26 protein-coding genes are annotated in these 25633 nt (G+C 32.4%); 13 read left to right on the top strand and 13 right to left on the bottom strand.

What is annotated here, in order from left to right; translation table 11 throughout:
- Positions 1-8: 8 nt before the first annotated feature.
- From OZP09_RS14705 to xrtF, 6 genes are all read right to left on the bottom strand, one after another.
- A complete protein-coding gene (locus OZP09_RS14705) occupies positions 9-689 on the bottom strand; it encodes a DedA family protein (protein ID WP_269234484.1) in 681 nt (226 codons plus the stop codon).
- Positions 690-821: 132 nt separating this feature from the next.
- Positions 822-1163, bottom strand: a complete 342-nt coding sequence (locus OZP09_RS14700; protein WP_269234483.1) for a heavy-metal-associated domain-containing protein — start codon at positions 1161-1163, stop codon at positions 822-824.
- 59 nt (positions 1164-1222) lie between these two features.
- Positions 1223-3229 carry a TonB-dependent receptor plug domain-containing protein gene (locus OZP09_RS14695; protein WP_269234482.1) on the bottom strand — a complete coding sequence of 669 codons (2007 nt, stop codon included), beginning with the start codon at positions 3227-3229 and terminating at the stop codon, positions 1223-1225.
- A gap of 112 nt (positions 3230-3341) precedes the next feature.
- Complete coding sequence (locus tag OZP09_RS14690; protein WP_281309584.1) at positions 3342-3731, bottom strand: HYC_CC_PP family protein; 390 nt, start codon at positions 3729-3731, stop codon at positions 3342-3344.
- 46 nt (positions 3732-3777) lie between these two features.
- Positions 3778-4224: an exosortase F system-associated membrane protein gene (locus tag OZP09_RS14685; protein ID WP_269234480.1), complete on the bottom strand. Its 447-nt coding sequence runs from the start codon at positions 4222-4224 to the stop codon at positions 3778-3780.
- A complete protein-coding gene (gene xrtF, locus OZP09_RS14680) occupies positions 4214-4750 on the bottom strand; it encodes an exosortase family protein XrtF (RefSeq protein ID WP_269234479.1) in 537 nt (178 codons plus the stop codon). Before xrtF ends, OZP09_RS14685 begins: the two co-directional genes overlap by 11 nt.
- Before the next feature lie 71 nt (positions 4751-4821).
- On the opposite strand from xrtF, the gene OZP09_RS14675 reads away from it, so the two are divergent.
- The 5 genes from OZP09_RS14675 to OZP09_RS14655 all read left to right on the top strand — a co-directional run bounded on the left by OZP09_RS14675 (position 4822) and on the right by OZP09_RS14655 (position 9689).
- Positions 4822-5277: a GAF domain-containing protein gene (locus OZP09_RS14675; RefSeq protein WP_269234478.1), complete on the top strand. Its 456-nt coding sequence runs from the start codon at positions 4822-4824 to the stop codon at positions 5275-5277.
- 33 nt (positions 5278-5310) lie between these two features.
- Complete coding sequence (locus OZP09_RS14670) at positions 5311-5991, top strand: toxin-antitoxin system YwqK family antitoxin (protein WP_281309583.1); 681 nt, start codon at positions 5311-5313, stop codon at positions 5989-5991.
- A gap of 18 nt (positions 5992-6009) precedes the next feature.
- Complete coding sequence (locus tag OZP09_RS14665; protein WP_281309582.1) at positions 6010-6951, top strand: energy transducer TonB; 942 nt, start codon at positions 6010-6012, stop codon at positions 6949-6951.
- A 159-nt stretch (positions 6952-7110) separates the two neighbouring features.
- A complete protein-coding gene (gene rpsO, locus OZP09_RS14660; RefSeq protein WP_008466503.1) occupies positions 7111-7377 on the top strand; it encodes a 30S ribosomal protein S15 in 267 nt (88 codons plus the stop codon).
- A 176-nt stretch (positions 7378-7553) separates the two neighbouring features.
- A complete protein-coding gene (locus tag OZP09_RS14655) occupies positions 7554-9689 on the top strand; it encodes a polyribonucleotide nucleotidyltransferase (protein ID WP_269234473.1) in 2136 nt (711 codons plus the stop codon).
- 109 nt (positions 9690-9798) lie between these two features.
- Here OZP09_RS14655 and OZP09_RS14650 read toward each other — a convergent pair whose 3' ends face one another.
- Together OZP09_RS14650 and OZP09_RS14645 are read right to left on the bottom strand one after the other, a co-directional pair.
- Positions 9799-10635, bottom strand: a complete 837-nt coding sequence (locus OZP09_RS14650; protein ID WP_269234472.1) for an LA_2272 family surface repeat-containing protein — start codon at positions 10633-10635, stop codon at positions 9799-9801.
- 42 nt (positions 10636-10677) lie between these two features.
- Positions 10678-11760 (bottom strand): fatty acid desaturase family protein, encoded by a 1083-nt coding sequence (locus OZP09_RS14645; RefSeq protein ID WP_269234471.1) that lies wholly within the window; start codon positions 11758-11760, stop codon positions 10678-10680.
- A 104-nt stretch (positions 11761-11864) separates the two neighbouring features.
- On the opposite strand from OZP09_RS14645, the gene OZP09_RS14640 reads away from it, so the two are divergent.
- From OZP09_RS14640 to rpe, 3 genes are all read left to right on the top strand, one after another.
- Positions 11865-12827, top strand: coding sequence for a hypothetical protein (locus OZP09_RS14640; protein ID WP_269234470.1), 963 nt, complete (start codon positions 11865-11867; stop codon positions 12825-12827).
- Positions 12828-12910: 83 nt separating this feature from the next.
- Positions 12911-13774, top strand: coding sequence for a sigma-70 family RNA polymerase sigma factor (locus OZP09_RS14635; RefSeq protein ID WP_007804760.1), 864 nt, complete (start codon positions 12911-12913; stop codon positions 13772-13774).
- 201 nt (positions 13775-13975) lie between these two features.
- On the top strand, positions 13976-14638 hold the full coding sequence (gene rpe / locus OZP09_RS14630; protein ID WP_269234467.1) for a ribulose-phosphate 3-epimerase: 663 nt from the start codon (positions 13976-13978) through the stop codon (positions 14636-14638).
- Here the strand turns inward: rpe and OZP09_RS14625 are convergent.
- Together OZP09_RS14625 and OZP09_RS14620 are read right to left on the bottom strand one after the other, a co-directional pair.
- Positions 14615-15313, bottom strand: a complete 699-nt coding sequence (locus tag OZP09_RS14625; RefSeq protein WP_432419453.1) for a DNA/RNA non-specific endonuclease — start codon at positions 15311-15313, stop codon at positions 14615-14617. The genes rpe and OZP09_RS14625 overlap by 24 nt on opposite strands.
- 160 nt (positions 15314-15473) lie before the next feature.
- Complete coding sequence (locus OZP09_RS14620; RefSeq protein WP_281309581.1) at positions 15474-17660, bottom strand: carboxy terminal-processing peptidase; 2187 nt, start codon at positions 17658-17660, stop codon at positions 15474-15476.
- Between the two features lie 184 nt (positions 17661-17844).
- Here OZP09_RS14620 and surE point away from each other — a divergent pair, with 184 nt between their 5' ends.
- Genes surE through OZP09_RS14595 form a run of 5 tightly spaced genes read left to right on the top strand, consistent with a single transcriptional unit; the run spans position 17845 to position 22627 of the window.
- Complete coding sequence (gene surE, locus OZP09_RS14615; RefSeq protein WP_281309580.1) at positions 17845-18624, top strand: 5'/3'-nucleotidase SurE; 780 nt, start codon at positions 17845-17847, stop codon at positions 18622-18624.
- A complete protein-coding gene (locus OZP09_RS14610; RefSeq protein ID WP_269234465.1) occupies positions 18617-18889 on the top strand; it encodes a hypothetical protein in 273 nt (90 codons plus the stop codon). The genes surE and OZP09_RS14610 overlap by 8 nt, the downstream gene beginning before the upstream one ends.
- Positions 18890-18929: 40 nt before the next feature.
- The gene (gene lpxB, locus OZP09_RS14605; protein WP_281309579.1) at positions 18930-20048 is read left to right on the top strand and encodes a lipid-A-disaccharide synthase; all 1119 of its coding nucleotides are present in this window, start codon (positions 18930-18932) and stop codon (positions 20046-20048) included.
- 11 nt (positions 20049-20059) lie between these two features.
- The gene (locus OZP09_RS14600) at positions 20060-20539 is read left to right on the top strand and encodes a C40 family peptidase (RefSeq protein ID WP_269234464.1); all 480 of its coding nucleotides are present in this window, start codon (positions 20060-20062) and stop codon (positions 20537-20539) included.
- Between the two features lie 48 nt (positions 20540-20587).
- The gene (locus OZP09_RS14595; protein WP_281309578.1) at positions 20588-22627 is read left to right on the top strand and encodes a ComEC/Rec2 family competence protein; all 2040 of its coding nucleotides are present in this window, start codon (positions 20588-20590) and stop codon (positions 22625-22627) included.
- A gap of 4 nt (positions 22628-22631) precedes the next feature.
- Here OZP09_RS14595 and OZP09_RS14590 read toward each other — a convergent pair whose 3' ends face one another.
- The 3 genes from OZP09_RS14590 to OZP09_RS14580 form a co-directional block, all read right to left on the bottom strand.
- A complete protein-coding gene (locus OZP09_RS14590) occupies positions 22632-23084 on the bottom strand; it encodes a thioredoxin domain-containing protein (protein WP_281309577.1) in 453 nt (150 codons plus the stop codon).
- A 230-nt stretch (positions 23085-23314) separates the two neighbouring features.
- Positions 23315-23782 (bottom strand): thioredoxin family protein, encoded by a 468-nt coding sequence (locus tag OZP09_RS14585; protein ID WP_281309576.1) that lies wholly within the window; start codon positions 23780-23782, stop codon positions 23315-23317.
- Positions 23783-23826: 44 nt separating this feature from the next.
- Positions 23827-25632, bottom strand: a complete 1806-nt coding sequence (locus OZP09_RS14580) for a peptide MFS transporter (protein ID WP_269234462.1) — start codon at positions 25630-25632, stop codon at positions 23827-23829.
- Position 25633: the final 1 nt, after the last annotated feature.

The raw sequence follows: 25633 nt of genomic DNA, 5'->3' as shown, positions 1-25633 counted from the left end.
ATTAAAAATTAGATTTTCTCAATTGGTCTTTTCTTTAAAAGTTTCAACAAAACAGGGAATGTAGATATAACCACAATGATTATAATGATATATTCGATATGATGTTTCAGATCGATTCCTTGTTTTAAAAATACTCCGTATAAGTAATGACCTGCAAAAATCAGAATAAAAGACCATAGAAAAGAGCTCAAAATATTATAGAACATAAATTTCTTTTTATCCATAGAAACTATACCTGCAATAATTGGGGCAAATGTCCTGAAAATTGGTAGAAATCTTGCATATATAATAGCTTTACCTCCATACTTTTCGAAGAAATCCTTCGATTGTAAGAGGTATTTCTTTTTAAACCAAAAACTATCTTCTTTTTTGAATAAATAATATCCGCTTTTGGCGCCAAACCAATATCCGGTCATATTTCCTAAAACCCCCATTACTGCTACCATAAATGCCAGTAAAAAGACGTTTAAAAAATCATTAGGAATATAAACCATATTCTCTATTAATTCCCGACTGTAAATTCCCGCTAAAAACAACAAGCTGTCTCCTGGCAGAAAAAAGCCTGCAAAAAGTCCTGTTTCAGCAAAAACGATAAACAAAACAATAAATAAACCAATCTGAAAACCTCCAATGCTTAATGTGATGTAAAATTCAGGGTTTATTAATTGAGTCCAGTCGAAATTATTCATATCAGGTTTGGTTACATTTATTAGTTGGTGAAAGTAACAATAATTTAATTTAACCACAATAAAATACGGTATTTTAAAGATAAATTAACTATTAAAAAAGCCCGGGCTTTTTTCAAAACCCGGGCTTCCTAATTATTCTCTTTCATACTTACAGCAAGAATGCAGATTATCATAATCTGCCTGAGTTGCTTTTACTTCTTTGGTATCATGACCAACCTTTGCAACAGCTTTATTCAAATCAGCTGTTGATGATTTTTCTTCGTTTAAAATCACTGTTAGCTGGTGAGAACTGATGTCCCAATTAGCAGTTTTTACACCCGGAACACTAAAAGCCGCTTTTTCGATACGTTTTTTACACTGTTCACAATTGCCATTAACTTCTGTAGTGTATTTTAAATTCTTATTTTTTTTAGTTTGTGCCTGAGCTGAAAATCCTAAAAAAGTTATCAATGCTATTAAAATTATCTTGTTCATCTTTTTATTATTTATTGTTATTGAATTTGTTATTGCCATTGCTTTTTGACATTGTTTGCTTATTTTATTTTAAATCGTAATCCTGCATAATACATTTGTCCAAAAATTGGCGCGTATGCAATTGAAGCATCAAAGTTCGCACCAAACGGATCTTCTGCACCTAAAATTGCTTTTTGCTGCTTGTAATTTCCAATATTCTCCCCTCCTGCATATACTTCAAAGACTGGAGAAAAAACTCTGGTAACCTGAACATTCATTACAGCATAAGAAGGTGAAAATTCTGAAAATCGGTCAGCTTCAGGATTTGATACCGTGTATGGCAATTGTTGTTTTCCAGACCAGTTAAAGGTGTAATCAAACTTCCATTGTTTGCCATCATTTAATTGGGTTTCATATTCAAGATTTCCTAAAAAACGATGTTTGGCCTGCAATGGTCTCTGAAAAGTACCTCTTAAATAATCGGTTTGAATATCATAGTATTTGTAGGCTGTTCTTAAATTCAGGTTATGGATTAACTCATAATTGAATTCTACCTGCAAACTATTTGCGAATGAGTTTCCTTTTAAATTATAAAACAAAACCTCTTGTGGACTTTGCATCAAATCGACAACTGCCTGATTTTGGAAATCTGTTCTGTAAATATCAAAACCTGCTTCGGCATTTTTATTGAAAAGCTTGAATTTCTGAGAAAAACTCACACCATAATTCCATGCAATTTCAGGATTTAAACCATAAATTTTTCCACTATTATCTAAGATTGAAAAGGCTCTCGAACTTGCAAAAAGCTGTTGATTCTCTGCAAAAATATTAGCAGAACGTTTTCCTCTTCCGGCAGAAAAACGAATTACACCGTCTTTCCATGGATTGTATCGCATATGCAGACGAGGGGTTACGAAAAACCCTAAACGGTTATGATTATCAACCCTTCCGCCCAAAATCAAACTGAAATTATCCGTATTATCATAAGTGTATTCAAAAAAAGCACCAACCGAATTATCAATTCGGCTATAATCAGTTGTATTTACAAATTCCTGATATTGATCATAGGCAAAATTCAAACCAGCTGTAAACTTATTCATTGTGTTGCTTATTATGGAATTGAAAATCAAATTCGAATAAAAACTATTCTGTTTAATATCGTATTGATTTAAACCAAAATATGAATCTTGTTTATGACTGTTAAAAGCATTTTGAAAACCAATGCTCTGATAGGGCATATCTTTAAAAACGTAACCAATTTTTGTCGATACATCAAAACGTTCTGTATTGATTTCTGAACCCCAGTGATTCATTGTTCCACGATCGGTGTCTTTATCAAAATCTACTTCACCCGTTTGTTTTTTATCATTCATATACCTGAAATTGATAAAACTCACCAAACCGCTGTCCGGATTATAATATTGATAACGGTTCAAAAGATTGATTTGTTTGCCTAACGGATTATCTAAGAATCCGTCATCGTTCATGTCATTTTTTGCTACGCGCGTATTTCCGTGCAGAAATAAACTTGTCGCCCATTTGTCAGATATTTTTTTATTGAAATGGGTATTCAGTTCAAAACGGGCATCAGTAGAGCCATAAGCATTCAGAAAAAACGGAATATCACTTAGAGGCTTTAAAAGTTCCGTATTGATTTGCCCCGAAATACTTTCGTATCCGTTAATTACACTTCCGGCACCTTTCGTAATCTGAACACTTTCAATCCAGGTTCCCGGTGTAAAAGACAATCCATAAGCTTGGGAAGCACCACGAACCGAAGGGATGTTTTCTTCAGTAATCATTAAATACGGGCTCGTTAAACCCAGCATTTTTATTTGTTTGGTTCCGGTTAAGGCATCAGAAAAATTCACATCGATTGATGGGTTCGTTTCAAAACTTTCTGCCAGATTGCAGCAGGCTGCTTTAAGCAATTCCTTGCTTGTAATCACGGTTGTATTAGCAGTAACCGTATAGGATTTTTTAAGTGATTTTTGCTTTTTGGTAACTTTTACTTCCTCTAAATCTTCCTGTGAAAACACAGAAACGGAAAGCAAAATCATCATAAAAAGCATGATATTTTTTTGCATAAAAAAAGATTTTAATGTTAATTAGAAACTGTCTTTTAATTTCCTGAATACAGAAGGAAAAACCAAAACAGTATAGTACAAACCAAATATGGCTTGATTCTAAACATTAAAATCAGGCGTAAAAAATATATTGATGATAGAGTTGATATAAAGGAGGAGCATTCGCATCAGCATAATACGAAATGACTTCTTTACTTTTAAAACTTGGAACTGATAAAAACCCAAGCGATTTAAATTCATGAATTACTGCAGGAAAAGCAATCTGAAAAAAGAAAACTTTAAAAGTAGCATCATCTGATTTTTTTTCAAATTTAACCACCTTGTCTTTACAGCAGGAAGATTTTTTTTCTTTGTCTCCACAGCATTTTTTTTCAGGAGAAATCTTACTTAAGGAAACCGAAGCAATTTTTCCTCCGCAATAATGCACATCAAAAGCAAACCCTATGTTGGATACCAACAATAGGAACGCTAAAAATACTCCTGTGCACTTCTTTAAATTCATAGTGCAAAATTATTTAAAAAGTCCGGATAAAAAGCTAAATAAAATGTTATTTTTTAAGATTTTGCTTCTGATAATAAAAAGCAGGCACAAACAATAGTAAAAAAATTGGCTGAATGATAAATCTTCTTACATAAAAAAGCAGCCAGTTTGCATTGGGAAAAAATTCGAGAATGATAAAAAAAGCAGCCAAAAGAAGAACTAAAAAAAACACATATAAAAATGCACTAAACTTGAAGATTTCTTTATCCTTGAACAAAGTATAAATAAGTACTAATGACAAAGCAGTATTTAAAGCATAACGAAACAAAAGTCCTGCAAAAAGTTTTAAATTGTCAACCTGAGGAAATGGCAATCCTTTAAAATCAGACTCAAAATAAACCAGAAAAGGATCGTAAAACAATTTATTTTCGAAAGCCCTGACAATCCCTAAACACAAAACGACCAGAATAGTAATTATAATCCTGAATTTATTTTCGGAAAGTTTATTTAGCATATTTTGAAAATTTATTTACCCAGAAAACCCATAAAGCGAAAACAAGTCCATAAATAATTAAAGGAAAAAGAACGCCGTGCAAAAGATGTACTTTTTCAGGATAGCGAAATAACAAAACAGCCAATAACGCAATTCTGATCACATTTAAAATATAAATAAAAAGAGTTCCTGATAAGATAAACAATACAGTCGTTTTAAGTTTTCCGGAAAAAGCGAGCACAAATGAGATAAACAAAATCATTACACTTACTGCATTACACCCTTCTACAATTCGAATAACATAATGCTTATTGTACCAAACTTCTAAATAAGCTCCCGATAAACTTTTCTGAATCAGAACATCACAATTAAAAACATCCATTAACCAATAGATATTAGAGCCAACAACAGCAGTAATTCCGTCAATATTATTTGACTCAAAACTGTTCAGATAACTTTTATAAATTAGGGTAAGTAAAATATAAGCCACAAAAAAAGTCCCTATGAAAATAAGGAATGGTTTAAATTGTACTAAATATTTTTTCAAAAGATTTTTTTTTCAAATTTATGTATTTTTTGAGTTCAGCTTTAAATACTTTTGTATAAAATTTTCAAATCATGACATTTCAGGAATTACAGCCAAAAATTTCAGCTATTGTAGCTGAGACAAATACAACCAGAGACGAGAAATTACTGGCAGTCTGTCAGTTATTAAGCGAAAGTATAGACTATTATAATTGGGTTGGTTTTTATTTTGCCAATCATGATAACAAAACTTTACATTTAGGACCTTATGTAGGTGCCGAAACAGATCATACCGTTATTCCATTTGGAAAAGGTATTTGTGGACAGGTCGCTGAAAGCAATGCCAATTTTGTTGTACCGGATGTTAAGGCTCAGGATAATTATATCGCCTGCAGTTTTACTGTAAAATCAGAAATTGTTGTACCTTTATTTGTAAACGGAGTAAACATTGGACAAATTGATATTGACAGTCACGTAATAAACCCTTTTACAGAAGCTGACGAACGATTTTTAGAATTTGTAAATCAGGAAGTTGCCAAGTTATTTTAGAAGCCCTATTTTTATTACAAAAAATAGATCTAAATGAAAAAAAGCCTTTTCATATTATTCTTTCTTTTAATTTCAGTTACTCTATCTGCACAAATTAACATGGTCTCGAAAAAAATTTTTCTTGACTCATTATATCGTGAAACTACGCCCGAAAACCAAATCTACACACGCATCATTACAAACTATTCCCAAAAAAGCGTACGCTATGTGGTTACTGATTTTTATAAAAACGGAAGAAAGAAAATGACAGGCGCCACTCTAGACAGAGATATACTGAAAAAAGATGGTGAATTTATCTATTACTACAAAAATGGCGCAAAGGAATCTGTTATAAATTATACTGACAATCATAAATCCGGAAAAGAAATCACCTGGTACGAAAATCAAAGCAAAAAGTGCGAGAAGCAGAATTCCTGGGATCCTAAAACAAAAACAGCTCAAACTTTAATCCTTAATTTTTGGAATGTAAATAAAGAACAAACCGTAGTTGATGGAAATGGAGAATATGAAAATACAGATAACTTTATAACAGAAAAAGGAACTATTAAAAATGGTTTAAAGCAAGGCATCTGGCAGGGAAGTGATGCCGAACGTAAAATTACATTTACTGAAAATTATGATAAAGGAATTTTAGTTTCAGGAACTAAGACTGATGAAAATAATGTGAGTCGTTCTTATTCATTAAAGGAGAAAGAAATTGCTAAAACCAAATAACTAATACATTATATTTTTATGAAAAGAAGTTTTCATTTTCTTTTTTTGACACTTCCAATGTGGATTTTTTCACAAAACATTACAGATAAAATCATCTATTACGATTCAATTGGAAAAGATGTTTCTAAAGAAAAGCATTTCTCTTATCGGATTATTAAAGATTATTACACCGAAAAAGATTTATATCAAATTAAAGATTATTATAAATCTGGTGTACTAGAAATGGAAGGAAATTCTAAGACAAAAGACGGCTTTTCCCGAGAAGGTGAATATATTTACTATTATAAAAATGGCAAGAAAAAAAGAATAGAAAACTACATTAAATCAAGATTAAATGGCAGTTTTTCTGAATGGTATGAAAATGGAAATCCTAAATTAAAAGCTGAATATATTGAATCTGAAAAAGGATTTAGCTCCAATTTAAAAATTTATGATTTTTGGAATACCAAAAATGAGCAGATGGTTAAGAATGGAAACGGCACCTATGAAGAAATTCGCGAAAAATATGCTGCAAAAGGAAATGTCAAAAATGGATTTAAAGATGGTGAATGGAAAGGCATTAATGAAGTTACAAACTATCAATACACTGATATATATGATAACGGAAAGTTTATTTCTGGAAAAAGTATAAATTCTGAAGGCAAAGAAAGACAATACACTGTTTTGGAATCAAGACCTTTACCTGAAAAAGGAATTTCTGATTTTTATAAATTTATAGGCGCAAACTTTACAAAAACAAAAGAAGCAGTACTTAATAAAATCTCCGGAAGATTAGTCGTTCAGTTTGTAATTGAAAAAGATGGTAAAATTGTTGAACCAAAAATACTAAAATCATTAGGATATGGTCTTGATGAAGAGGCCATGAGAGTAGTAACAAGCTATGAAAACTGGACCCCTGGACAACAAAGAGGTGTGCCTGTAAGGGTTTTATATTCAATACCTATAACAGTGTCAAATTAAACAAATAAAAGTGCGGAAATTATTCAAAAAAGAAGAATCGATATTCTTTTTTTAGATTCTTTTATTTTTTTTTTTGATTTTTCTGTTTTTTTAATCTAATTTTGCACCCGTCTTACAAAAGATGTACGACATACATAAAAATCATTAAATAATATTGGAATGTATTTAACTAAAGAAAAGAAAGAAGAAATTTTCGCACAACACGGTGGTGCAACAAACACTGGAAGCGCTGAAGGTCAGATTGCATTGTTCACTTACAGAATTTCACACTTAACTGAACACTTGAAAAAAAATCGTCACGATTATAACACTGAGCGTTCTCTTGTACTATTAGTAGGTAAAAGAAGAGCTTTGTTGGATTACTTGAAAAAGAAAGATATCAACAGATATCGTGAGATTATCAAAGTATTGAATATCAGAAAATAATCAATATAGAAAAGAGGTGCGAGAGTGCCTCTTTTTGTTTTTACAATACACAAGTCTGACAGGATTTGTTACAAGAAAAAAAGTTTGGTTTTTCATTGGGTTTTAGATAACAATAACTACACAACAACAACTACAACACAACTAAAACCCATTGTATAATCAAAAGGAAAAAATTTATGATTCCACAATTATTTGTAGAAAAAATCGATTTGGGTGATGGTAGAAGCATCACAATCGAGACAGGACGTTTAGCAAAACAAGCTGACGGTTCTGTAGTAGTAAGAATGGGCGATACGATGATACTTGCAACAGCAGTTTCAGCTCGTACGTCAAACCCAGGTGTTGATTTTTTACCACTAACGGTAGATTATCGCGAAAAATTTGCAGCAGCTGGTCGTTTTCCAGGAGGTTTCTTCAAGAGAGAAGCTCGTCCAAGCGACAGTGAAGTATTAACAATGAGATTAGTAGACCGTGTATTACGTCCGCTTTTCCCAGACGATTACCATGCTGAAACTCAGGTTATGATTCAACTAATGTCTCACGACGAAGAAGTTATGCCAGACGCATTAGCTGGTTTAGCTGCATCTGCAGCATTAGCCGTTTCAGATATTCCATTTTACAACTTAATTTCTGAAGTTCGTGTTGCACGTATCGACGGAAAATTGGTTATCAACCCAAGCAGAGAAGATTTAGAAAGATCAGACATCGACATGATGATTGGAGCTTCTATGGATTCTGTAGCAATGGTTGAAGGTGAGATGAAAGAAATCTCAGAAGCCGAAATGATCGAAGCTATTAAATTTGCTCACGAAGCTATTAAAGTTCAAATCGAAGCACAATATCGTTTACAAGCTGCTTTTGGTAAAAAAGAAATTCGTACTTACGAAGGTGAGAAAGAAAACGAAGAAATATACAAAAAAGTAAAAGCTGCAGCATACGATAAAATTTATGCTATTGCAAAAGTTGGATCTGCTAAACACGAAAGAAGCGCTGCATTTGCAGAAGTAAAAGAAGAAGTAAAAGCTTTATTTACCGAAGAGGAATTGGCTACTGACGGAGATTTAGTTTCTAAATATTTCTACAAAACAAACAAAGAGGCTGTTCGTAACGTAGTTTTAGAATTAGGCGTACGTCTTGACGGTAGAAAAACTACAGACATCAGACCAATCTGGTGTGAAGTTGATTACTTACCAAGAGTTCACGGATCATCTTTATTTACACGTGGAGAAACTCAGGCTTTAGCTACAGTAACTTTAGGAACTTCCAGAGAGGCTAACCAAATCGATTCTCCATCAGAACAAGGTGAAGAGAAATTCTACCTGCACTATAACTTCCCTCCTTTCTCTACTGGTGAAGCAAAACCATTAAGAGGAACTTCAAGAAGAGAAGTTGGTCACGGTAACTTAGCTCAAAGAGCTTTAAAAAATATGATTCCTGCAGATTGCCCTTATACAATCCGTATTGTTTCTGAAGTTTTAGAATCTAACGGTTCTTCTTCTATGGCAACGGTTTGTGCAGGAACAATGGCGCTTATGGATGCTGGAGTTCAAATGGTAAAGCCAGTATCTGGTATTGCTATGGGATTGATTACTGACGGTGAGAAATTTGCAGTATTGTCTGATATCCTAGGAGACGAAGATCACTTAGGGGATATGGACTTTAAAGTAACCGGAACTGCTGACGGTATCACGGCTTGCCAAATGGATATCAAAATTGATGGTTTACGTTATGACATTATGGAGCAAGCTTTGGCTCAGGCGCGTGAAGGACGTTTACATATTTTAGGTAAACTAACTGAAACTATTGCTGCACCAAGAGCTGACGTAAAAGCACATTCTCCAAAAATCATTACGAGAACTATTCCTGGAAACTTTATTGGAGCATTAATTGGACCTGGTGGAAAAGTAATTCAGGAATTACAAAAAGCTACCGGAACTACAATTGTTATCAACGAAGTTGACGAGCAAGGTGTAATCGAAATCTTAGGTACAGATCCTGCAGGAATTGAAGCAGTATTGGCAAAAATCCAATCGATCACTTTCAAACCACAAATGGGAGAAGCTTACGAAGTTAAAGTAATTAAAATGCTTGATTTTGGAGCCGTTGTAGAATATACTGCTGCACCAGGAAACGAAGTATTGCTTCACGTATCAGAGTTAGCTTGGGAACGTACGGAAAACGTTGCTGATGTAGTTAAAATGGGAGATGTTTTCCAAGTAAAATATCTTGGTCTTGACCCTAAAACTAAAAAAGAAAAAGTGTCTAAAAAAGCACTTGTTCCAAGACCTCCGCGTGAGGAGAAAAAAGAGTAATCAGATCTTAGTTTACTAAAGGTTTATTCATAGAAAACCCCCAATTCATTTATTTGAATCGGGGGTTTTTCGATTAATAGCTTAAAAGAAAAGCTATTTTTAATTTTGTTTATTTTCTAAATTGCCAATTAAATAAAGGTAATTTTCTTTTTCCATTTGTATTCCAAAGACCAAACTGCATTCCTCGGAGATCTTTAGAATTATTAAATAGCCCTAACTGAATGCCATTATGTCTTCTTGAAACATTTGAAATTGCAATCTGAATTCCATTTCCGGAATCAGAAAGATTAGCCAAACCGGAAATACTAATACCAGAAAAACTTTTAGTATTTAGTATTCCTCCAACAGAAAAACCTTTCATTTTATTCATTGCTGAAAATACCGAAAAATTGACTCCCCTTAACTCCGCACCTCCCATAAAACCACCTGAGCTTATATTTAAACCATTCACTTTAATATAAGTTTTTATTTCGTCATCAAAAAAAGCCACATTACTAATAACGTTATCATTAATACCCACAAATAAAGACTCAAACGGAACATTAATGGAAAATGAAATCAAAGCCAATGATATGGGACTGGCTTCAATATTTAATCCATTAACGATCTGAAGTTTGATTTTTTGATTTTCATAGTGCCCACCTCCAAGAGCAAAACCATTTACTTTGCTAACTCTTCTGGAGATTGGTGACAAACTAAAAATCTTAATGCTGTCATTCCTTAAATTATAATCCGATTTCCATTTGAAATAATCAAGACTATTATTTTCATTTTCGGTTTTGAAAGGATGATTTTGAAACACACTATCAATTAAAGTACTGTTTTTTTCTTTCAAACTATTTTGTCCATAACAAAATCCACAAAACATTAGCAAAACTATCACATATCGCTTGCTGTTAAGTTTTGAAATGAGTTTTCTATTTTTTATTTGATTTAAAACTTTCATAATTTTCTATTTTAAAATTACAATAACAACTTGCTTCAATTATTACAAACCAGAAACATTAGGGTTTCCCATTTTATTTAAATGCCTAAAATGCGAAAACATCATTTCAAATAAAGTCTTATGATGATAAGGCTGGCTATACTCTTTTGTAGTCTCCTTAATTATCGAATTTATTTCGCTGTAGTTAGTGTGGCAGATGTTAGGAAAAAGATGATGTGCCGCATGACAATTGGAACCACCACTTAAAAATCTTGCCCATCCTTTATCTGCATCCCAGTCACAACTTGTGTGGAGCTGATGAACCGCCCAGGTATGTTCCAAAAATTCTCCTTCCGGCTGAGGGTAATCTGCGCCGTCAAAAAAGTGGGTTCCAACAAGCATTATGATAAATACCATAGACGTAAAAGCACTTGCACTAAGATAAGTCAGAACAATAAAAGACCAGGAAAAGTCAGCATACAACAATGGTATTACTAATACTAAAGAAAAATAGAACGCTTTATATAATAAAAATCTAAAATATAATTCAGCTTTTGAAACTCCTCTTTTCATCCAGCCATATTCATCTGAAAATAAATACACCCAGTCACTCATAAAAACAGAATGCAGTAAGGTAAACATATAAACAAAAGGCGCATAATAAGCCTGATATTTATGCTTTGGTTTCCAGGGATGCGTTGGGCTCAGTCTCAAAAACGGATTTTTATCTATATCAATATCACTCCCTTCTACATTGGCATACAAATGATGGGATCGAATATGTCGGAGTCCCCATAATAAAGGATCAATTCCGACTGTCAGAAAACTAAAAAAATGTAAAACAGCATTAGCCTTTTTATTTCGGAAAGCAGTGTTATGAGAGGCATCATGGCCAAAACTAAATCCAATCAAAAGTCCCGATAACTGAAAAACAACATAAAATAACCAAAAAGTAGTTTTATTAATACTTAAAAAAAGCAATGAATAAGAGAAACAACAAATTAAAGTCCAAAATAAACCTTTAAACCAAAATCTGATGTCACCATAAGAAACATTTTTATGTTGAAGTTTTTTATTAACTCTTTCTTTTAAAACATAAAAAAACAATTTTTCATCATCAGATTTATTAAAATATTTGGCTTTCATAATTATTCAATTTTAAAATTACACGGCAAACCTATTGCAATTATCGCATCAAAATTTGTGTAAACTAATAATATTATTTTTTATATTTGTGATTATCACAAACCATGAATCATCAGGAATCTTTTTTAAAAGCCATTAGAAGCAAAGTTTCTAAATCTGTGTCACTAATAGACGAAATAGCCGCTATCCTGGAAATCAGTTACGATGCATCCCACCGAAGAATCTCTCAAAAGAGTAAATTCTCTATCGACGAAACCATTAAACTGGCTAATCATTATACCATTTCTTTAGACAATTTATTCGCAAAAAAAGAGAAAGTCATTGTTGAGAAAACCATTGAAATTACAACAATGAAAGACATGCTGGAATATTTCAAATCCTCTGCTGAGCGTATAGAAATATTGACTAAAAACTCAGAAACTACTCTTTTTTATTCTGCAAAAGATATTCCTTTATTTTATTTTATGGAGGGAACTATTCTTTCAAAGTTCAAAGCATTTGTCTGGCTGAATCTTTTAAACACTAATCAGAAAAAAGTTGCTTTTGAGAATTTTGTAGTTGATGAATCTTTTTCGGAATATATGCAAACGCTAAAAAAAACATATGAAAATACAATAGTAAATGAAGTCTGGAACGATACTACTATAAATAGCAGCTTACAACAAATATTGTACTTTTATGAATCCGGTCTGCTTAATCTCAAAAGTGCAAATGCTTTATGCAAAGATTTAAAAAGGATTATAAATTTAATTCAGGAAAAATGTAATGCTTCGAACAGTAATTTTTCTCTCTATTACAACGAACTCATATTGCTGAACAACAATATGCTCATAGAGAATCCTGAAAAACTGACCATGTTTGTACCTTATACTCTATTAGGTTATTTTATTACTGATAACGAGGAAAGCTGCAAGAATGTACTTCAATTTTTCAAACAACAAATCATTAATTCAAAACCGTTAGGGCAATCCGGTATTAAAGAGCAAAACTTATTTTTTAACCGGGCAATCCGAAAAATAGATTATTATCTGGAAAGAATAAATTCTCAGGTAGATTTATTATTTTAAAAAATATTTTTATTTATTGTAACTTTTTTGATACTCCTTACGTATAATCATTTGTACACTTTAAAAAATAGGGAGACAACAACATGAGACAACTTAAAATCACCAAGCAGGTAACCAATCGTGAAACTGCATCGTTAGACAAATATCTACAAGAAATTGGAAAAGTTGACCTAATTACCGCTGATGAAGAGGTAGAATTAGCACAAAGAATAAAGGCCGGTGATCAAAGAGCATTAGAAAAACTAACAAAAGCCAATCTACGTTTCGTAGTATCTGTGGCCAAACAATATCAAAATCAAGGATTAACACTTCCTGATTTAATTAATGAAGGAAACTTAGGTCTTATTAAAGCCGCTCAACGTTTCGATGAAACCCGTGGTTTCAAATTTATCTCTTATGCAGTTTGGTGGATTCGTCAATCGATTCTGCAGGCATTGGCTGAACAATCCCGTATTGTTCGTTTACCATTAAACAAAATTGGTTCTATCAATAAAATCAACAAAATGTATGCTTTATTAGAGCAGTCTAATGAGCGTCCGCCTTCTGCTGAGGAAATTGCAAAAGAACTTGACATGACTGTAAACGATGTAAAAGAGTCTATGAAAAACTCCGGACGTCACCTATCAATGGATGCTCCACTTGTTGAAGGAGAAGATTCTAACCTTTATGACGTATTACGTTCTGGAGAGTCTCCAAACCCTGACAGAGAATTAATTCACGAATCTCTTCGTACTGAAATAGAGCGTTCATTAGAAACATTAACTCCAAGAGAAGCTGATGTTGTTCGTTTATATTTTGGACTTGGTGATCAGCACCCGATGACTTTGGAAGAAATCGGAGAAACTTTTGACTTAACCCGTGAGCGTGTGCGTCAGATTAAAGAGAAAGCAATTCGTAGATTGAAACACACTTCGAGAAGTAAAATCCTTAAAACTTATTTAGGATAATAATATTAAATTTCAATATTTAAAATTCCAAATCCCAACTAAAATTGGAATTTGGAATTTATAATTTGAAGTTTTTACCGTAAACAACAGTTTGATTGACTGTTCGTTTTTTGATTGATGATTGAAACTCCGGCTGATTACCGGAGTTTTTTATTTTTTATAATTACCTTTGCAAAAAATAACGCATCACAACTAACAACAATGAAAAACACTCTTATTGCTCCTTCTGTTCTTGCAGCTGATTTTGCCAATTTACAACGTGATATTGAAATGATTAATAATAGCCAGGCTGACTGGTTCCATATTGATATTATGGATGGAGTTTTTGTTCCTAACATTTCTTTTGGAATGCCTGTTTTAGAAGCAATCTCAAAACATGCAAACAAAACAATCGATGTGCACCTAATGATTGTCGATCCTGATCGTTACATCAAAACTTTTGCAGATCTCGGAGCCAATAATTTAACTGTGCATTACGAAGCCTGCAACCACTTACACAGAACTTTACAAGCTATTAAAGCCGAAGGAATGAAAGCGGGTGTTGCCATAAATCCCCATACAAATATAGATTTATTAGAAGATGTAATAAATGATATTGACTTAGTTTGTATTATGAGCGTAAATCCTGGCTTTGGCGGGCAATCGTTCATTGAAAACACTTATAATAAAGTTAAAAAACTCAAAGATTTAATTACACGCAAAAACGCTTCAACACTTATTGAAATTGATGGAGGTGTAACCAACAAAAATGCAAAACAATTAGTAGAAACAGGTGCAGATGTTTTAGTTGCCGGAAGTTTTGTTTTTAAGGCAGAAAATCCAATAGCAACTATAGCCGACTTAAAAGTCCTTACTGCTTTTTAAATTTTTTAAATTAGGAAAGAAATCAATTCCTGTCATCTTTTCTAAAGTCTCAACAGGAACTACAAACTCGTAAATTCCCTTTTGGCTTTTTTCATTCGGAATCAAAAAAGCAATTGCCTTGTGTTCCTTTCCTGATTTAACCAAAACAATTTTATAAAAATATTTAGGAACAGAAACCTTTTCTGTTCCTATTTTTTTATCAGAATCCCTTAAAATTCCTCCGGTAACTACATAAATAGCATTATACTTTCCGGCCCAATAACGAACTTTATTTTCTAAACGATTCCAGATTCCGCTATTAAATTCATGGTTCTGAGGTGAAATATTCGAAGTATAGAAGGTATCATCATAAGCTTTTTTATCAAACTCCATATCCCCTGCAGGGCACAAATGCCCTTTGTCATACCCTGACTTTTTGTAATTCCTCCAGTCTGCCGATCTGGTGGTCACCTTTGGGTCCTCAATAAAATAAGGTCTTTTAAAATCATTATCTTTCAAATACTCTTTTTTTAATTCATATGCCACCCATTCTGCCTGTTCAAATTTTTCATTGTATGACAAAGTATAATAATCATGCTTTACAATTTGCTTTGTTGTAGAAGTTGGAAGATAATCAACAGTATAACCTGATTGCGAAATATTTTGTTTGTAATCAACCAATATATTTTGAGCCATCAATACTTTATTTTCATCTTTTTTACAAGAGATTATACAAAATGTAATTAAAAATAAACCGAGTATTTTTTTCATGTATGTAATTAAATATGTTTTCAAAAAAAAGCTCCATAAATCAAGAAATATGGAGCTTTAACTTTTTATGTAAGTATAATTAATATTAAGACTTAACCACTTTGTCTTTTTTTAATTTAGAAGAATTTGTTTGCTTATTAACATTGCCTTTAGGCTGTAGATCGTCTAATACATTTAAAGCCTCTTCAACATATATGTCTTTTGACAAAGCCTTATGCCATGCTTCTCTTTTTTCTTTTAAAGAAGCATCTTTAGCTATTTCAAGATTTTCATAAGGCAATGATTTAAAAACCAGATTGTTTTTATAATCAGCAATTGGTTTGTATTTTTTACCTTCACTTTCAACTTGCTCCTGTGTGGCTTTGAAATTTTTAATATTTAAGCTGTACGTATTTTCTTTGTTTTTAACATCAATCCATTTCGCATTATCCTCTATTAATTTAAACTGAGGATTTTGAGAAATTCTAATTTTGCTATTGGATATCGCCTGATTAAAGTTTTCGTTTGAATTCCATACATTATAGTTTGCAGGATCTATTTTATCCCAAGGCATTGCATTATCCATATCGCGCTCACCCATTTTTAAATAAGCGTAACGATCCGGCATGACAACATCACTTTTTACTCCTTCAAGCTGAGTTGAACCTCCATTGATTCTATAGAACTTTTGAGCAGTTGCTTTCAAGGCTCCAAAATCACCAAAATCACTATTACGAACAAACTGATTCAAATCTATAACAGTCTGAACCGTACCTTTTCCATACGTTTGTTTACTACCAATGATTACACCTCGTTTGTAATCCTGAATTGCCGCAGCCAATATTTCAGATGCTGAGGCAGAAAAACTGTTTACCATTATTACCAATGGACCATCCCACTCAATTTTTTTATCTTTATCGTATAAAACCTCTTTCTTTTTGCCCGCTGATTTTACCTGAACAATTGGACCTTCTTCGATAAAAAGCCCTGCAATATCAACTACAGTAGAAAGTGATCCGCCACCATCATCACGAACATCAAGTACAATTCCGCTAATGTTTTCTTTTTTAAGTCTTTCAACTTCCAGCGCAATATCTTTACCTGCATCGCGGCCGTCTTTGTTTTCAAAATCGATATAAAATTTAGGTAAATAAATTACACCATACTTCAATCCGTTTTTTTCAACAATACTTGACTTAGCGTATGTTTCTTCTATCTCAACTACATCTCTGATAATTGAAATAACTTTGATACTTCCGTCTACCTTTTTAACAGTAAGCCTTACTTCTGTACCTTTATGCCCTTTGATTTTTTTCACAACATCATCCAGACGCATACCTACTACATCTACAGGCTCTTCATTACCTTGCCCTACCTTCAGTATCAAATCGCCTGATTCAAGCTCCTTTCCTTTCCAGGCCGGACCACCGGAAATCAATTCATCAATTTGTGTGAAATCGTTTTTCTTAGTCAAACGGGCTCCAATTCCTTCTAATTTTCCACTAATATTTACATCAAAACGATCTTTTTCTTCTGGCGCAAAATAGCTGGTGTGCGGATCAAAACGAGTCATAATTGAGTTTACATAAACAGAAAACCAATCTTGCTTATCTAGATCTTTTATTAAACTAAAATTATCATCCAATGATTTAAGAGAACTTTCACGTGTTTCTTTCTCTAGAGCTTCAAAAGATTTTACTTTATATGACGGGTCTGTTTTCTTTTTATCTTCTTCTAACTTTTGCTTTGTTACCAAAGAAGAAAGAGTTGATAATTTAATCTGCATTCTCCATCTTTCATTGATTTCAGCAGTACTTTTTGCATATGGGATTTTTTCATAATCTGCATTAAAAGTTTCATCAATATTATAATTGAATGGCTGTGCTAAAATCGTTTTATATCTTTTTTTGCTTTCTTCCATACGTTTCATTAATCTGGCATAAGTAAGATTAAAAAACGTCAAATCCTTGTTAATGAACTGATCATCCAGCATTAATTCATACTGTCTGAATTCATCAATATCAGACTGCAGAAAAAATCTCTTTGAAGGATCCAGCGCATCAATATAATCTTTGAAAATTCCTTTTGAAAATTCATCATCAATTGGTGGCGGATTATAGTGCCCTTTTTCTATAACAAATGCCAATATTTCTAAAAGCATTTTATCTTTATTAGGATCCGGATCTATTGTTTTATCTGCATTAACCTTGAAAGCAAACAAGGTTACAGACAAGCATAATACGGCTATAAGGATTTTATAATTTCTTTTCATAAATTTAATAATAGCATTCATCAATTTTTTTCTCTAAGTTATAGTAAAAATCAAGCCAATAAAGCCAACCCTTCTATAATTTTTTGTTAAAGATATAAAAATCTTTCAATCACTAAAAACATTGATAATTTAGTTGACAAATTTTAATTTATTTGTTGGTATTCTATGAAAATCTGTACCTACATTTGTGTTAAATCTTTATTTTATGAAAACTAAAAAGCCTTTAATATTAGTTACCAACGATGATGGCATTACTGCTCCTGGTATAAGAAGTTTAATAGAAATTATGAAAACTATTGGCGAGGTAATTGTTGTTGCACCCGATAAGCCTCAAAGCGCAACCGGACACGCTATTACTATAAACAATACTTTATACCTTAACAAAATATCTAAAGAAAATGATCCAATTACAGAATATAGCTGCTCAGGAACTCCTGTAGATTGCGTAAAATTAGCCGTAAATGAAATCTTGAAAATGAAACCTGATTTATGTGTATCCGGAATCAATCACGGTTCAAATTCTTCTATAAATGTAATTTATTCCGGAACCATGAGTGCGGCTGTTGAAGCAGGTATTGAAGGAATCCCTGCTATAGGTTTTTCTTTGTTGGATTATAACTGGAATGCCGATTTTGAACCAATTAAAACATTTGTGAAAAAAATAGTTTTAGAAACACTTGAAAAAAAAATACCTCCTGGTGTTATTTTAAATGTTAATTTCCCAAAGCTGAAAGAAAAAGAAATCAAAGGCATTAAAGTCTGCAGACAGGCAAAAGCAATGTGGGTGGAAAAATTTGATAAGCGACAAACTCCTTTTGGAAAAGACTATTACTGGCTTTCAGGCGAATTTATAAATCAGGATAAAGGAGATGACACAGATGAATGGGCGTTAGAAAATGGCTATGTTTCGGTAGTTCCTGTTCAGTTTGATTTGACTGCCCATCATGCGATTCAACAACTAAATACATGGAATTTAAATGAATAAAAAAGACATACTAATTGGCTTCATTGCCGGAATTTTGACTTCTTTAATTGGAACTTGTTTGTTCATTACTTTTTTTACAGAATTTGATATTCTATATGCAATCAACACCATTAAAGAGAATGGCTATTTAGGAAAAGTAATTACATTAGGTACCACGTTAGATCTTGCTGTTTTTGCAATTTTGTTAAAAAGGAATAAAGAATCTATGGCAGGAGGCGTCATCTTTGCAGTGATTGTTTTGGCATTCTCAACTTTACTGATTTAAGTTACTATCTTTGTATTCCTTTAAAAAAATACTAAAAAGTATGAAATACTACATTATTGCAGGCGAAGCTTCTGGTGATTTACACGGTTCTAATTTAATGAAAGCATTATATCAAGAGGATCCTGAAGCTGACATTAGATTTTGGGGAGGGGATTTAATGCAAAAAGCAGGCGGAACTTTAGTAAAACACTATCGCGAACTGGCTTTCATGGGCTTTGTCGAAGTAGTTTTTAATTTAAAAACGATATTAAACAATATTAAATTCTGCAAAAAAGATATTTCAGAATTTCAGCCTGACGTTATCATTTTTATTGATTACCCTGGATTTAATATGCGAATTGCTAAATGGGCAAAAACATTGCATTATAAAACACATTATTACATTTCACCTCAAATTTGGGCCTGGAAAGAAAGCCGGATTACAGCAATAAAAAATGATGTAGATAAAATGTTCGTAATTTTACCTTTCGAGAAAGGCTTTTACGAAGACAAACATGGCTTTCCGGTAGAATTTGTCGGGCATCCTTTAATTGATGCTATTCATAATCAGCCCGCTTTTGATGAAGTGATTTTTAGAAAAGAAAACCAATTGAGTGATAAGCCAATTATTGCTCTTTTACCGGGTAGCCGAAAACAGGAAATTACAAAAATGCTGGGCGTAATGTTAAGCGTTGTTGATGATTTTAAAGATTATCAATTTGTCATTGCCGGTGCTCCCAGTCAGGATTTTGAATTCTACCAGCAATTTATTTCAGATAAAAACATTAAATTCATTTCGAATAAGACGTATGATTTATTACGGTCTTCAACATCTGCTTTAGTTACTTCAGGAACTGCAACTTTAGAAACCGCACTTTTTAAAGTGCCTGAAGTTGTATGCTATAAAGGAAGCTGGGCATCCTATCAAATCGCAAAAAGAATTATTACTTTAAAATATATTTCACTGGTTAATTTGATTATGGATGAAGAAGTCGTAACCGAATTAATTCAAAATGAATGTAACACAAAAAGAATCAAAGAAGAATTACAAAAATTATTAGATCCAGATTATCGCAAGGAAATATTAAAAAAATATGATCTTTTAGAACAAAAGCTTGGAGGAATTGGAGCCAGTAAAAAAACAGCCAGTCTTATTGTCACTGATTTAAAAAAACAATAAAAAATTTCATTTTGAAAAAGGCCTTTATACTAATACTGTTCCCTATTTTGTTGGCATCGTGTAAAACAGCTTCAACCTCAAATAGAGAGTCCACTAAAGATACAAAATTTGTAATAAATAAATTAATTGAAACTGCAACTAACAATATTGGTACAGGTTATAAAGCTGCTGGCACCACAAAAGCAGGTTTTGATTGCTCTGGTTTAGTCTTTTTTACTTTTAAAACAGAAAACATTGAACTTCCCAGAAGTTCTTACGAACAATCGAAAATTGGAAGAGTAATAAAATTCGATGATGCAAAAAAAGGGGATTTAATTTTCTTTAAAACCAACAAAAGCAAGCAAATTAATCATGTTGGGCTTATAACAGAGGTAAGCCACGATGAAATAAAATTTGTACATTCCTCAACTTCCAAAGGAGTAATTATTTCGTCAACAAAAGAGAATTATTATAAAACTTCATTTGTTCAGATCAACAGAATACTTGAATAATTTTAAATAAAAAAGGATAATTCTTACATTTTTTAATACTTTTGAATTATGAAAGTATTAAATTACCCTTTGAGTAAAATCACCATTTTTTTTATAATTGGCATTTTAGCTGGTTATTATTTAAATCCCGATTTACATTACATAAGTTTTGCTCTTTTTTTAGCCTTACTATCTCTTACAACTTCTTACTTCTTATCACAAAAGAAAAAGAAACTTGTAACACTTTTTACCCTCAATACTTATTTGTCAGCATTTTTTATTGGATGCCTCACCTTGTTATTTCATACGGAGTCATTACAAAAAACAAATTATACAAATTGCAAAAAGGTTTTTGAAAAGCCACAACAAATAACATTCTGCCTGCGTGAGAAATTAAAAAGCAATGACTATAATGACAGATATATAGCCATCATTAGCCGAATTGAAAATCAAAATTACACAGGAAGAATTATTGTAAATATCCAAAAAGACAGCTTACCTAACCCGCTTATAATTGGGAACACAATTCGCTTAAAAACTACATTACAGCAAAATAGCAGTCCCAAAAATCCGAACCAGTTCGACTATGCCCGGTATCTGAAAGACAAACAAATTTATGCGCAGGTTTTTGCGACTAAATCAGAAATAAGAATTAACAAAACAATAAAAAAAGACATTTGGTATTATACGGCAAAATTACATTCCATGATTGTAAATAATCTTAATAAGCAACATTTTGCTCCTACTGAAATGAATGTTGCTTTGGCTCTTATCCTGGGTCAAAGACAAGAAATATCTTCTGACATTATTCAGGATTATCAATTTTCTGGTGCTACACATATCCTTTCGGTTTCAGGGCTGCATGTCGGTTTTATAATGTTATTGATTGGTTTTGTTCTAAAGCCAATTGGAAATACACGAAAAGGCTCTTTTATAAAACTAATTGCCATTCTGATAGCTCTATTTATCTTTGCAATAATCTCAGGTTTATCCCCTTCTGTACTGCGTTCAGTTGTCATGTTTTCATTTCTTTCGATTGGCAATCATCTCCGAAGAAGCGACAATACTTACCATACTTTATTAGTTTCCCTTTTTTTGATATTACTTTTTGAACCTTATTTTTTATTTGATGTAGGTTTCCAACTAAGTTATCTGGCATTATTTTTTATTATTTGGCTCCAGCCTGTATTGAAAAATATATGGAACCCTAAAAACAAAATTGTAATGAACATCTGGAATGTTTTGACGGTTTCGTTTGCCGCACAAATTGGCACTTTACCACTCTGTTTATATTATTTTCATCAGTTTCCCGGCTTATTTTTTGTGACCAATATTGTTATTATCCCGATTTTATCTGTCGTAATGATTGTTGGGATATTGGTAATGATTTTAGCCGTTTTTAATGCCGCTCCGGAATTTCTGATTCAAATTTTAGAAAAAAGCATTTATCTCTTAAATAAGGTTATTCATATTGTAGCTTCATTTGATTCTTTTGTAATAAAAAACATTAGTTTTAACAATTACTATTTATTTTCATTTTACTTATTTATAACGTTTGCCATTATTTGGATAAAAAAACCAACCTATTTAAAACTGTGTTGGGCATTATCAGCTGTAATTGTTTTACAAATCTCATTTATAATGACTAAAAATGATATCCAGAGCCAACAGGAAATTATTATTTATAACATGAAAAAAGAAACAATCATTTCTGTAAAAAAAGGAGAAAACATTACTTTGATTAGCAATAAAGATTTTTTAAAGAAAACATCAAAAAACGGTATTTTGAATTCCTATCTGGTTGGCAATTTTAGCTCTTTAAAAAAGAAAGTACAAATCAAAAACACACTATATTTTAACAACAATAAGATTTCTATTATTGATAGTACAGGAATTTATCAGGATAAAATACAACCTGACATTTTACTTTTAATTCAGTCACCAAAAATTAATCTGGATCGGATTTTAAAAACATTACATCCTAAGATAATAATTGCCGATGCATCAAATTCATATACTATTCAAAAACATTGGAAACAGAGTTGTTTAAAACAAAAAATCCCTTTCCATGCAACGAATGAAAAGGGATTCTACAAAATAATAAATTAAAATTTTATTCGCTTGGATGTAAAATTGCCTCCGATTCAGAAATCCATGCTTTTGCACCTCCGGGTTTATATCCAATTTTGCCAAGTGCCTGAAATGTTGTTTTGCTTTTTCTAACAGATGCATTTGCAAAACAAACTTCTGGTAAATCCTCAACACCAAATGCATTTTTAAGTTTAACATTTTGTTCTTTATCAAGATCTGATGCGTTGATATCAGATAAATCCAATTTAACTAAAATCACATTATCCCTGGACCAGACAGCAAAATCAGGCGTTTTAAAAACTTCGTTTTGAAGATTATTTGGAGCACTGGAAGAAGTGAAAAAAATCAACATTGGCTTATTTTCTTCATTGCTTGCAGCTATAGCAGCATCCATACTCGTTTTCCAAACTACATTTTGGGCTTGGAAAGTTAGCGACCCTAAAAATAAAATTAGCAGGAGTATTTTTTTTATCATAGTATAAAGATTTGGTTTGTTAGCAAAACGAAATTAACATTATATTTTAATTCTACAAGGTTTTTTAGCATTAAAATTATATTATATGTTTTTTTAAATACAATATTTTATTAAAATAAAATACAACCTAAAAAAATCAAAAAAATGAGATACTTTTTCCTACTAAACAAAAAAAATCCTCTCGCTTTATTTATGCGAGAGGATTCATAATATTGTGAAAAATATATTTTTTACATTTTTTGTACCTTAATTATTCCATCAGCAACTGCCAGCCAGGCTGTTGGACCACCAGCAACATAACCTGTATTGCCAAGCCCTTTAAAATTTACTTTTCCATCTTTGCTTTCGGCATTTGTGAAATATACGGTTGGAAAACCCTGTATTCCAAAAGCCTGCTGCAATTCTGCATTTTGATTCTTAATTTCAGGAGTTTGAGCAGTTCTTCTAGGGTAATCTAATTCGACCAGAATTACATTTTCTTTAGCCCATTTTTGAAATTCGGGTGTTTTCAATACTTCATTTTGCAAACGGATACACCAGCCACACCAGTCACTTCCCGTAAAAAACATCATCAAAGGTTTTTTTTCTTTATTGCTGATTGCTATTGCTTCCCTCACATCTGTGTGCCAGTTTAAATCCTGAGCTTGTAAAGCAAGAGATCCTATTATAAAAAAAGCTAGTATAAATATTTTTCTCATTTGGTTTTAATTTTTTTCAAATTTAAACAAAATAATAAACTTGGTTATCGCACACCATGCATTAATTTCTTAATCACAGGAGTCATTAAAATTGAAAACAAAGCAACCAAAATTGATATAATAGTGAGCATCCAAAAGAAATAACTTAATCCATGCTCATTGGCTATTTTATCAATATTCTCTCCGAACATACCGGCACCTTTCATACCTATCGCTACTGCTAAATACCAAACACCAAACATAAAAGCAATCATACGTCCAGGAACCAATTTACTCACATATGACAGTCCTACAGGAGAAATGCAAAGCTCTCCCATAGTGTGAAAAAGATAAACCAGAATGAGCCAAATCATACTTACTGAAGCCGTTTTTGCACCCGGTTCTATACCATTGGCACCAAAGGCAACACAAGCCATTCCTAATGCCAGTAAACCCATTCCGATTCCATATTTTAAATTCGCTGAAGGGTTATATTTACTCTCCCACCATTTAGAAAATAATGGTGCTAATGAAATAATAAATAGCGAGTTTAGAGTTGAAAACCAAGTTGCAGGAACTTCTGTCAAGGGAACTGTTACCTTATCAATTTTTAACGCCAGTAATGTCTCATCTGATAATGTCAGAAATCCAGCTGTGTAATAATCTTTAACCAGCATCCAGATTGCTATTGCCCAAATGATTATAAAACTAATACTCAAAATAATATTAGCGATAGCATATAATTTGAAAGTCTGTTTAAACAATAAAATCAGAACCCAGGTTATGATTATCAAAGGCAAAACCGTTATTAATGAATTCACAACTAAAAATATAACGCTCCAGTTGCCAACCAAAACACGGTCTGTGTAATCACTAGCAAAAATGGTCAAACTGTTTGGAGATTGTTCAAAAATTGCCCAAAAGAAAATAGTCAGAAAAGCAAAAAAAGTAACTGCTATCAATTTTTCCTTCGTAATTTTAGAATATTGAGTAAATCTGTAAACCAGCAAGAAGATAAAAACAATTAAGGCAGAAAGTATCGCAATTGAATTTCCGTTATCCCCCAAAAAAGAAAAAATGTTTACTTTACCTCCTGATATTTTTGCTGCAGGATCACTTACAAGCCATAATAAAGCTACAATTGAAGAGAAGGCTATTGCTGCTAACTGTAATGACGAAAAAGGATTTCTTTTATCTGTATCCAAAGCTTCAGCTTTTGCCTTACTTTCTTTGCTTGGTTTTAAGCCAATATCTCCAAAAATATTTTGAGAAAGCCAAAACTGAAGCATTCCAAAGAACATAAATATCCCTGCCAGTCCGAAACCATAACTCCAACCCACTTTTTCTCCCAGATATCCACAAAGCAAAATTCCAAAAAATGCACCTGCATTTACACCCATATAAAATAATGTATATGCTCCGTCTTTCTTTTCAGGCCGGTCTTTATACATTTCTGAAACTATTGAAGTCATATTTGGTTTAAAAAAACCATTCCCAAAAACAAGTAATACTAATCCCAGATAAATTGAAAATTCAGTTTCAACAGCCATAGAAGCATGCCCTAAGGTCATTAGTACTGCTCCTACGACTACGGCCCATCGAAAACCTATTACTTTATCTGCGAAATATCCTCCAAGCATGGTAGACAGATAAACTAATCCTACATATGAACCAAAAAGAGCAGAAGCATTTTCACGAGTCCACGCCCAACCGCCATCAACAAACGAAGTGGTCAAAAATAAGATCAGTAATGAGCGCATTCCGTAAAATGAGAAACGTTCCCACATCTCTGTAAAAAATAAAACGAATAGACCGGCAGGATGTCCTAAAACGGTACTTTTAAAAAATTGATCTGTATTGTTTTGAGACATA

The sequence above is a fragment of the Flavobacterium flavigenum genome (genome assembly GCF_027111255.2).
Taxonomy (GTDB): domain Bacteria; phylum Bacteroidota; class Bacteroidia; order Flavobacteriales; family Flavobacteriaceae; genus Flavobacterium; species Flavobacterium flavigenum.
Note: the sequence above shows the minus strand (reverse complement) of the source record. Positions and strands in the feature narration are given on the sequence as shown.

Excerpts from the sequence above, each read along its gene's own strand:
- OZP09_RS14705 (WP_269234484.1), bottom strand. The coding sequence starts at position 689 with ATGAATAATTTCGACTGGACTCAATTAATAAACCCTGAATTTTACATC.
- OZP09_RS14700 (WP_269234483.1), bottom strand. The coding sequence starts at position 1,163 with ATGAACAAGATAATTTTAATAGCATTGATAACTTTTTTAGGATTTTCA.
- OZP09_RS14695 (WP_269234482.1), bottom strand. The coding sequence starts at position 3,229 with ATGCAAAAAAATATCATGCTTTTTATGATGATTTTGCTTTCCGTTTCT.
- OZP09_RS14690 (WP_281309584.1), bottom strand. The coding sequence starts at position 3,731 with ATGAATTTAAAGAAGTGCACAGGAGTATTTTTAGCGTTCCTATTGTTG.
- OZP09_RS14685 (WP_269234480.1), bottom strand. The coding sequence starts at position 4,224 with ATGCTAAATAAACTTTCCGAAAATAAATTCAGGATTATAATTACTATT.
- OZP09_RS14675 (WP_269234478.1), top strand. The coding sequence starts at position 4,822 with ATGACATTTCAGGAATTACAGCCAAAAATTTCAGCTATTGTAGCTGAG.
- OZP09_RS14670 (WP_281309583.1), top strand. The coding sequence starts at position 5,311 with ATGAAAAAAAGCCTTTTCATATTATTCTTTCTTTTAATTTCAGTTACT.
- OZP09_RS14665 (WP_281309582.1), top strand. The coding sequence starts at position 6,010 with ATGAAAAGAAGTTTTCATTTTCTTTTTTTGACACTTCCAATGTGGATT.
- rpsO (WP_008466503.1), top strand. The coding sequence starts at position 7,111 with ATGTATTTAACTAAAGAAAAGAAAGAAGAAATTTTCGCACAACACGGT.
- OZP09_RS14655 (WP_269234473.1), top strand. The coding sequence starts at position 7,554 with ATGATTCCACAATTATTTGTAGAAAAAATCGATTTGGGTGATGGTAGA.
- OZP09_RS14650 (WP_269234472.1), bottom strand. The coding sequence starts at position 10,635 with ATGAAAGTTTTAAATCAAATAAAAAATAGAAAACTCATTTCAAAACTT.
- OZP09_RS14645 (WP_269234471.1), bottom strand. The coding sequence starts at position 11,760 with ATGAAAGCCAAATATTTTAATAAATCTGATGATGAAAAATTGTTTTTT.
- OZP09_RS14640 (WP_269234470.1), top strand. The coding sequence starts at position 11,865 with ATGAATCATCAGGAATCTTTTTTAAAAGCCATTAGAAGCAAAGTTTCT.
- OZP09_RS14635 (WP_007804760.1), top strand. The coding sequence starts at position 12,911 with ATGAGACAACTTAAAATCACCAAGCAGGTAACCAATCGTGAAACTGCA.
- rpe (WP_269234467.1), top strand. The coding sequence starts at position 13,976 with ATGAAAAACACTCTTATTGCTCCTTCTGTTCTTGCAGCTGATTTTGCC.
- OZP09_RS14625 (WP_432419453.1), bottom strand. The coding sequence starts at position 15,313 with ATGGCTCAAAATATATTGGTTGATTACAAACAAAATATTTCGCAATCA.
- OZP09_RS14620 (WP_281309581.1), bottom strand. The coding sequence starts at position 17,660 with ATGAATGCTATTATTAAATTTATGAAAAGAAATTATAAAATCCTTATA.
- surE (WP_281309580.1), top strand. The coding sequence starts at position 17,845 with ATGAAAACTAAAAAGCCTTTAATATTAGTTACCAACGATGATGGCATT.
- OZP09_RS14610 (WP_269234465.1), top strand. The coding sequence starts at position 18,617 with ATGAATAAAAAAGACATACTAATTGGCTTCATTGCCGGAATTTTGACT.
- lpxB (WP_281309579.1), top strand. The coding sequence starts at position 18,930 with ATGAAATACTACATTATTGCAGGCGAAGCTTCTGGTGATTTACACGGT.
- OZP09_RS14595 (WP_281309578.1), top strand. The coding sequence starts at position 20,588 with ATGAAAGTATTAAATTACCCTTTGAGTAAAATCACCATTTTTTTTATA.
- OZP09_RS14590 (WP_281309577.1), bottom strand. The coding sequence starts at position 23,084 with ATGATAAAAAAAATACTCCTGCTAATTTTATTTTTAGGGTCGCTAACT.
- OZP09_RS14585 (WP_281309576.1), bottom strand. The coding sequence starts at position 23,782 with ATGAGAAAAATATTTATACTAGCTTTTTTTATAATAGGATCTCTTGCT.
- OZP09_RS14580 (WP_269234462.1), bottom strand. The coding sequence starts at position 25,632 with ATGTCTCAAAACAATACAGATCAATTTTTTAAAAGTACCGTTTTAGGA.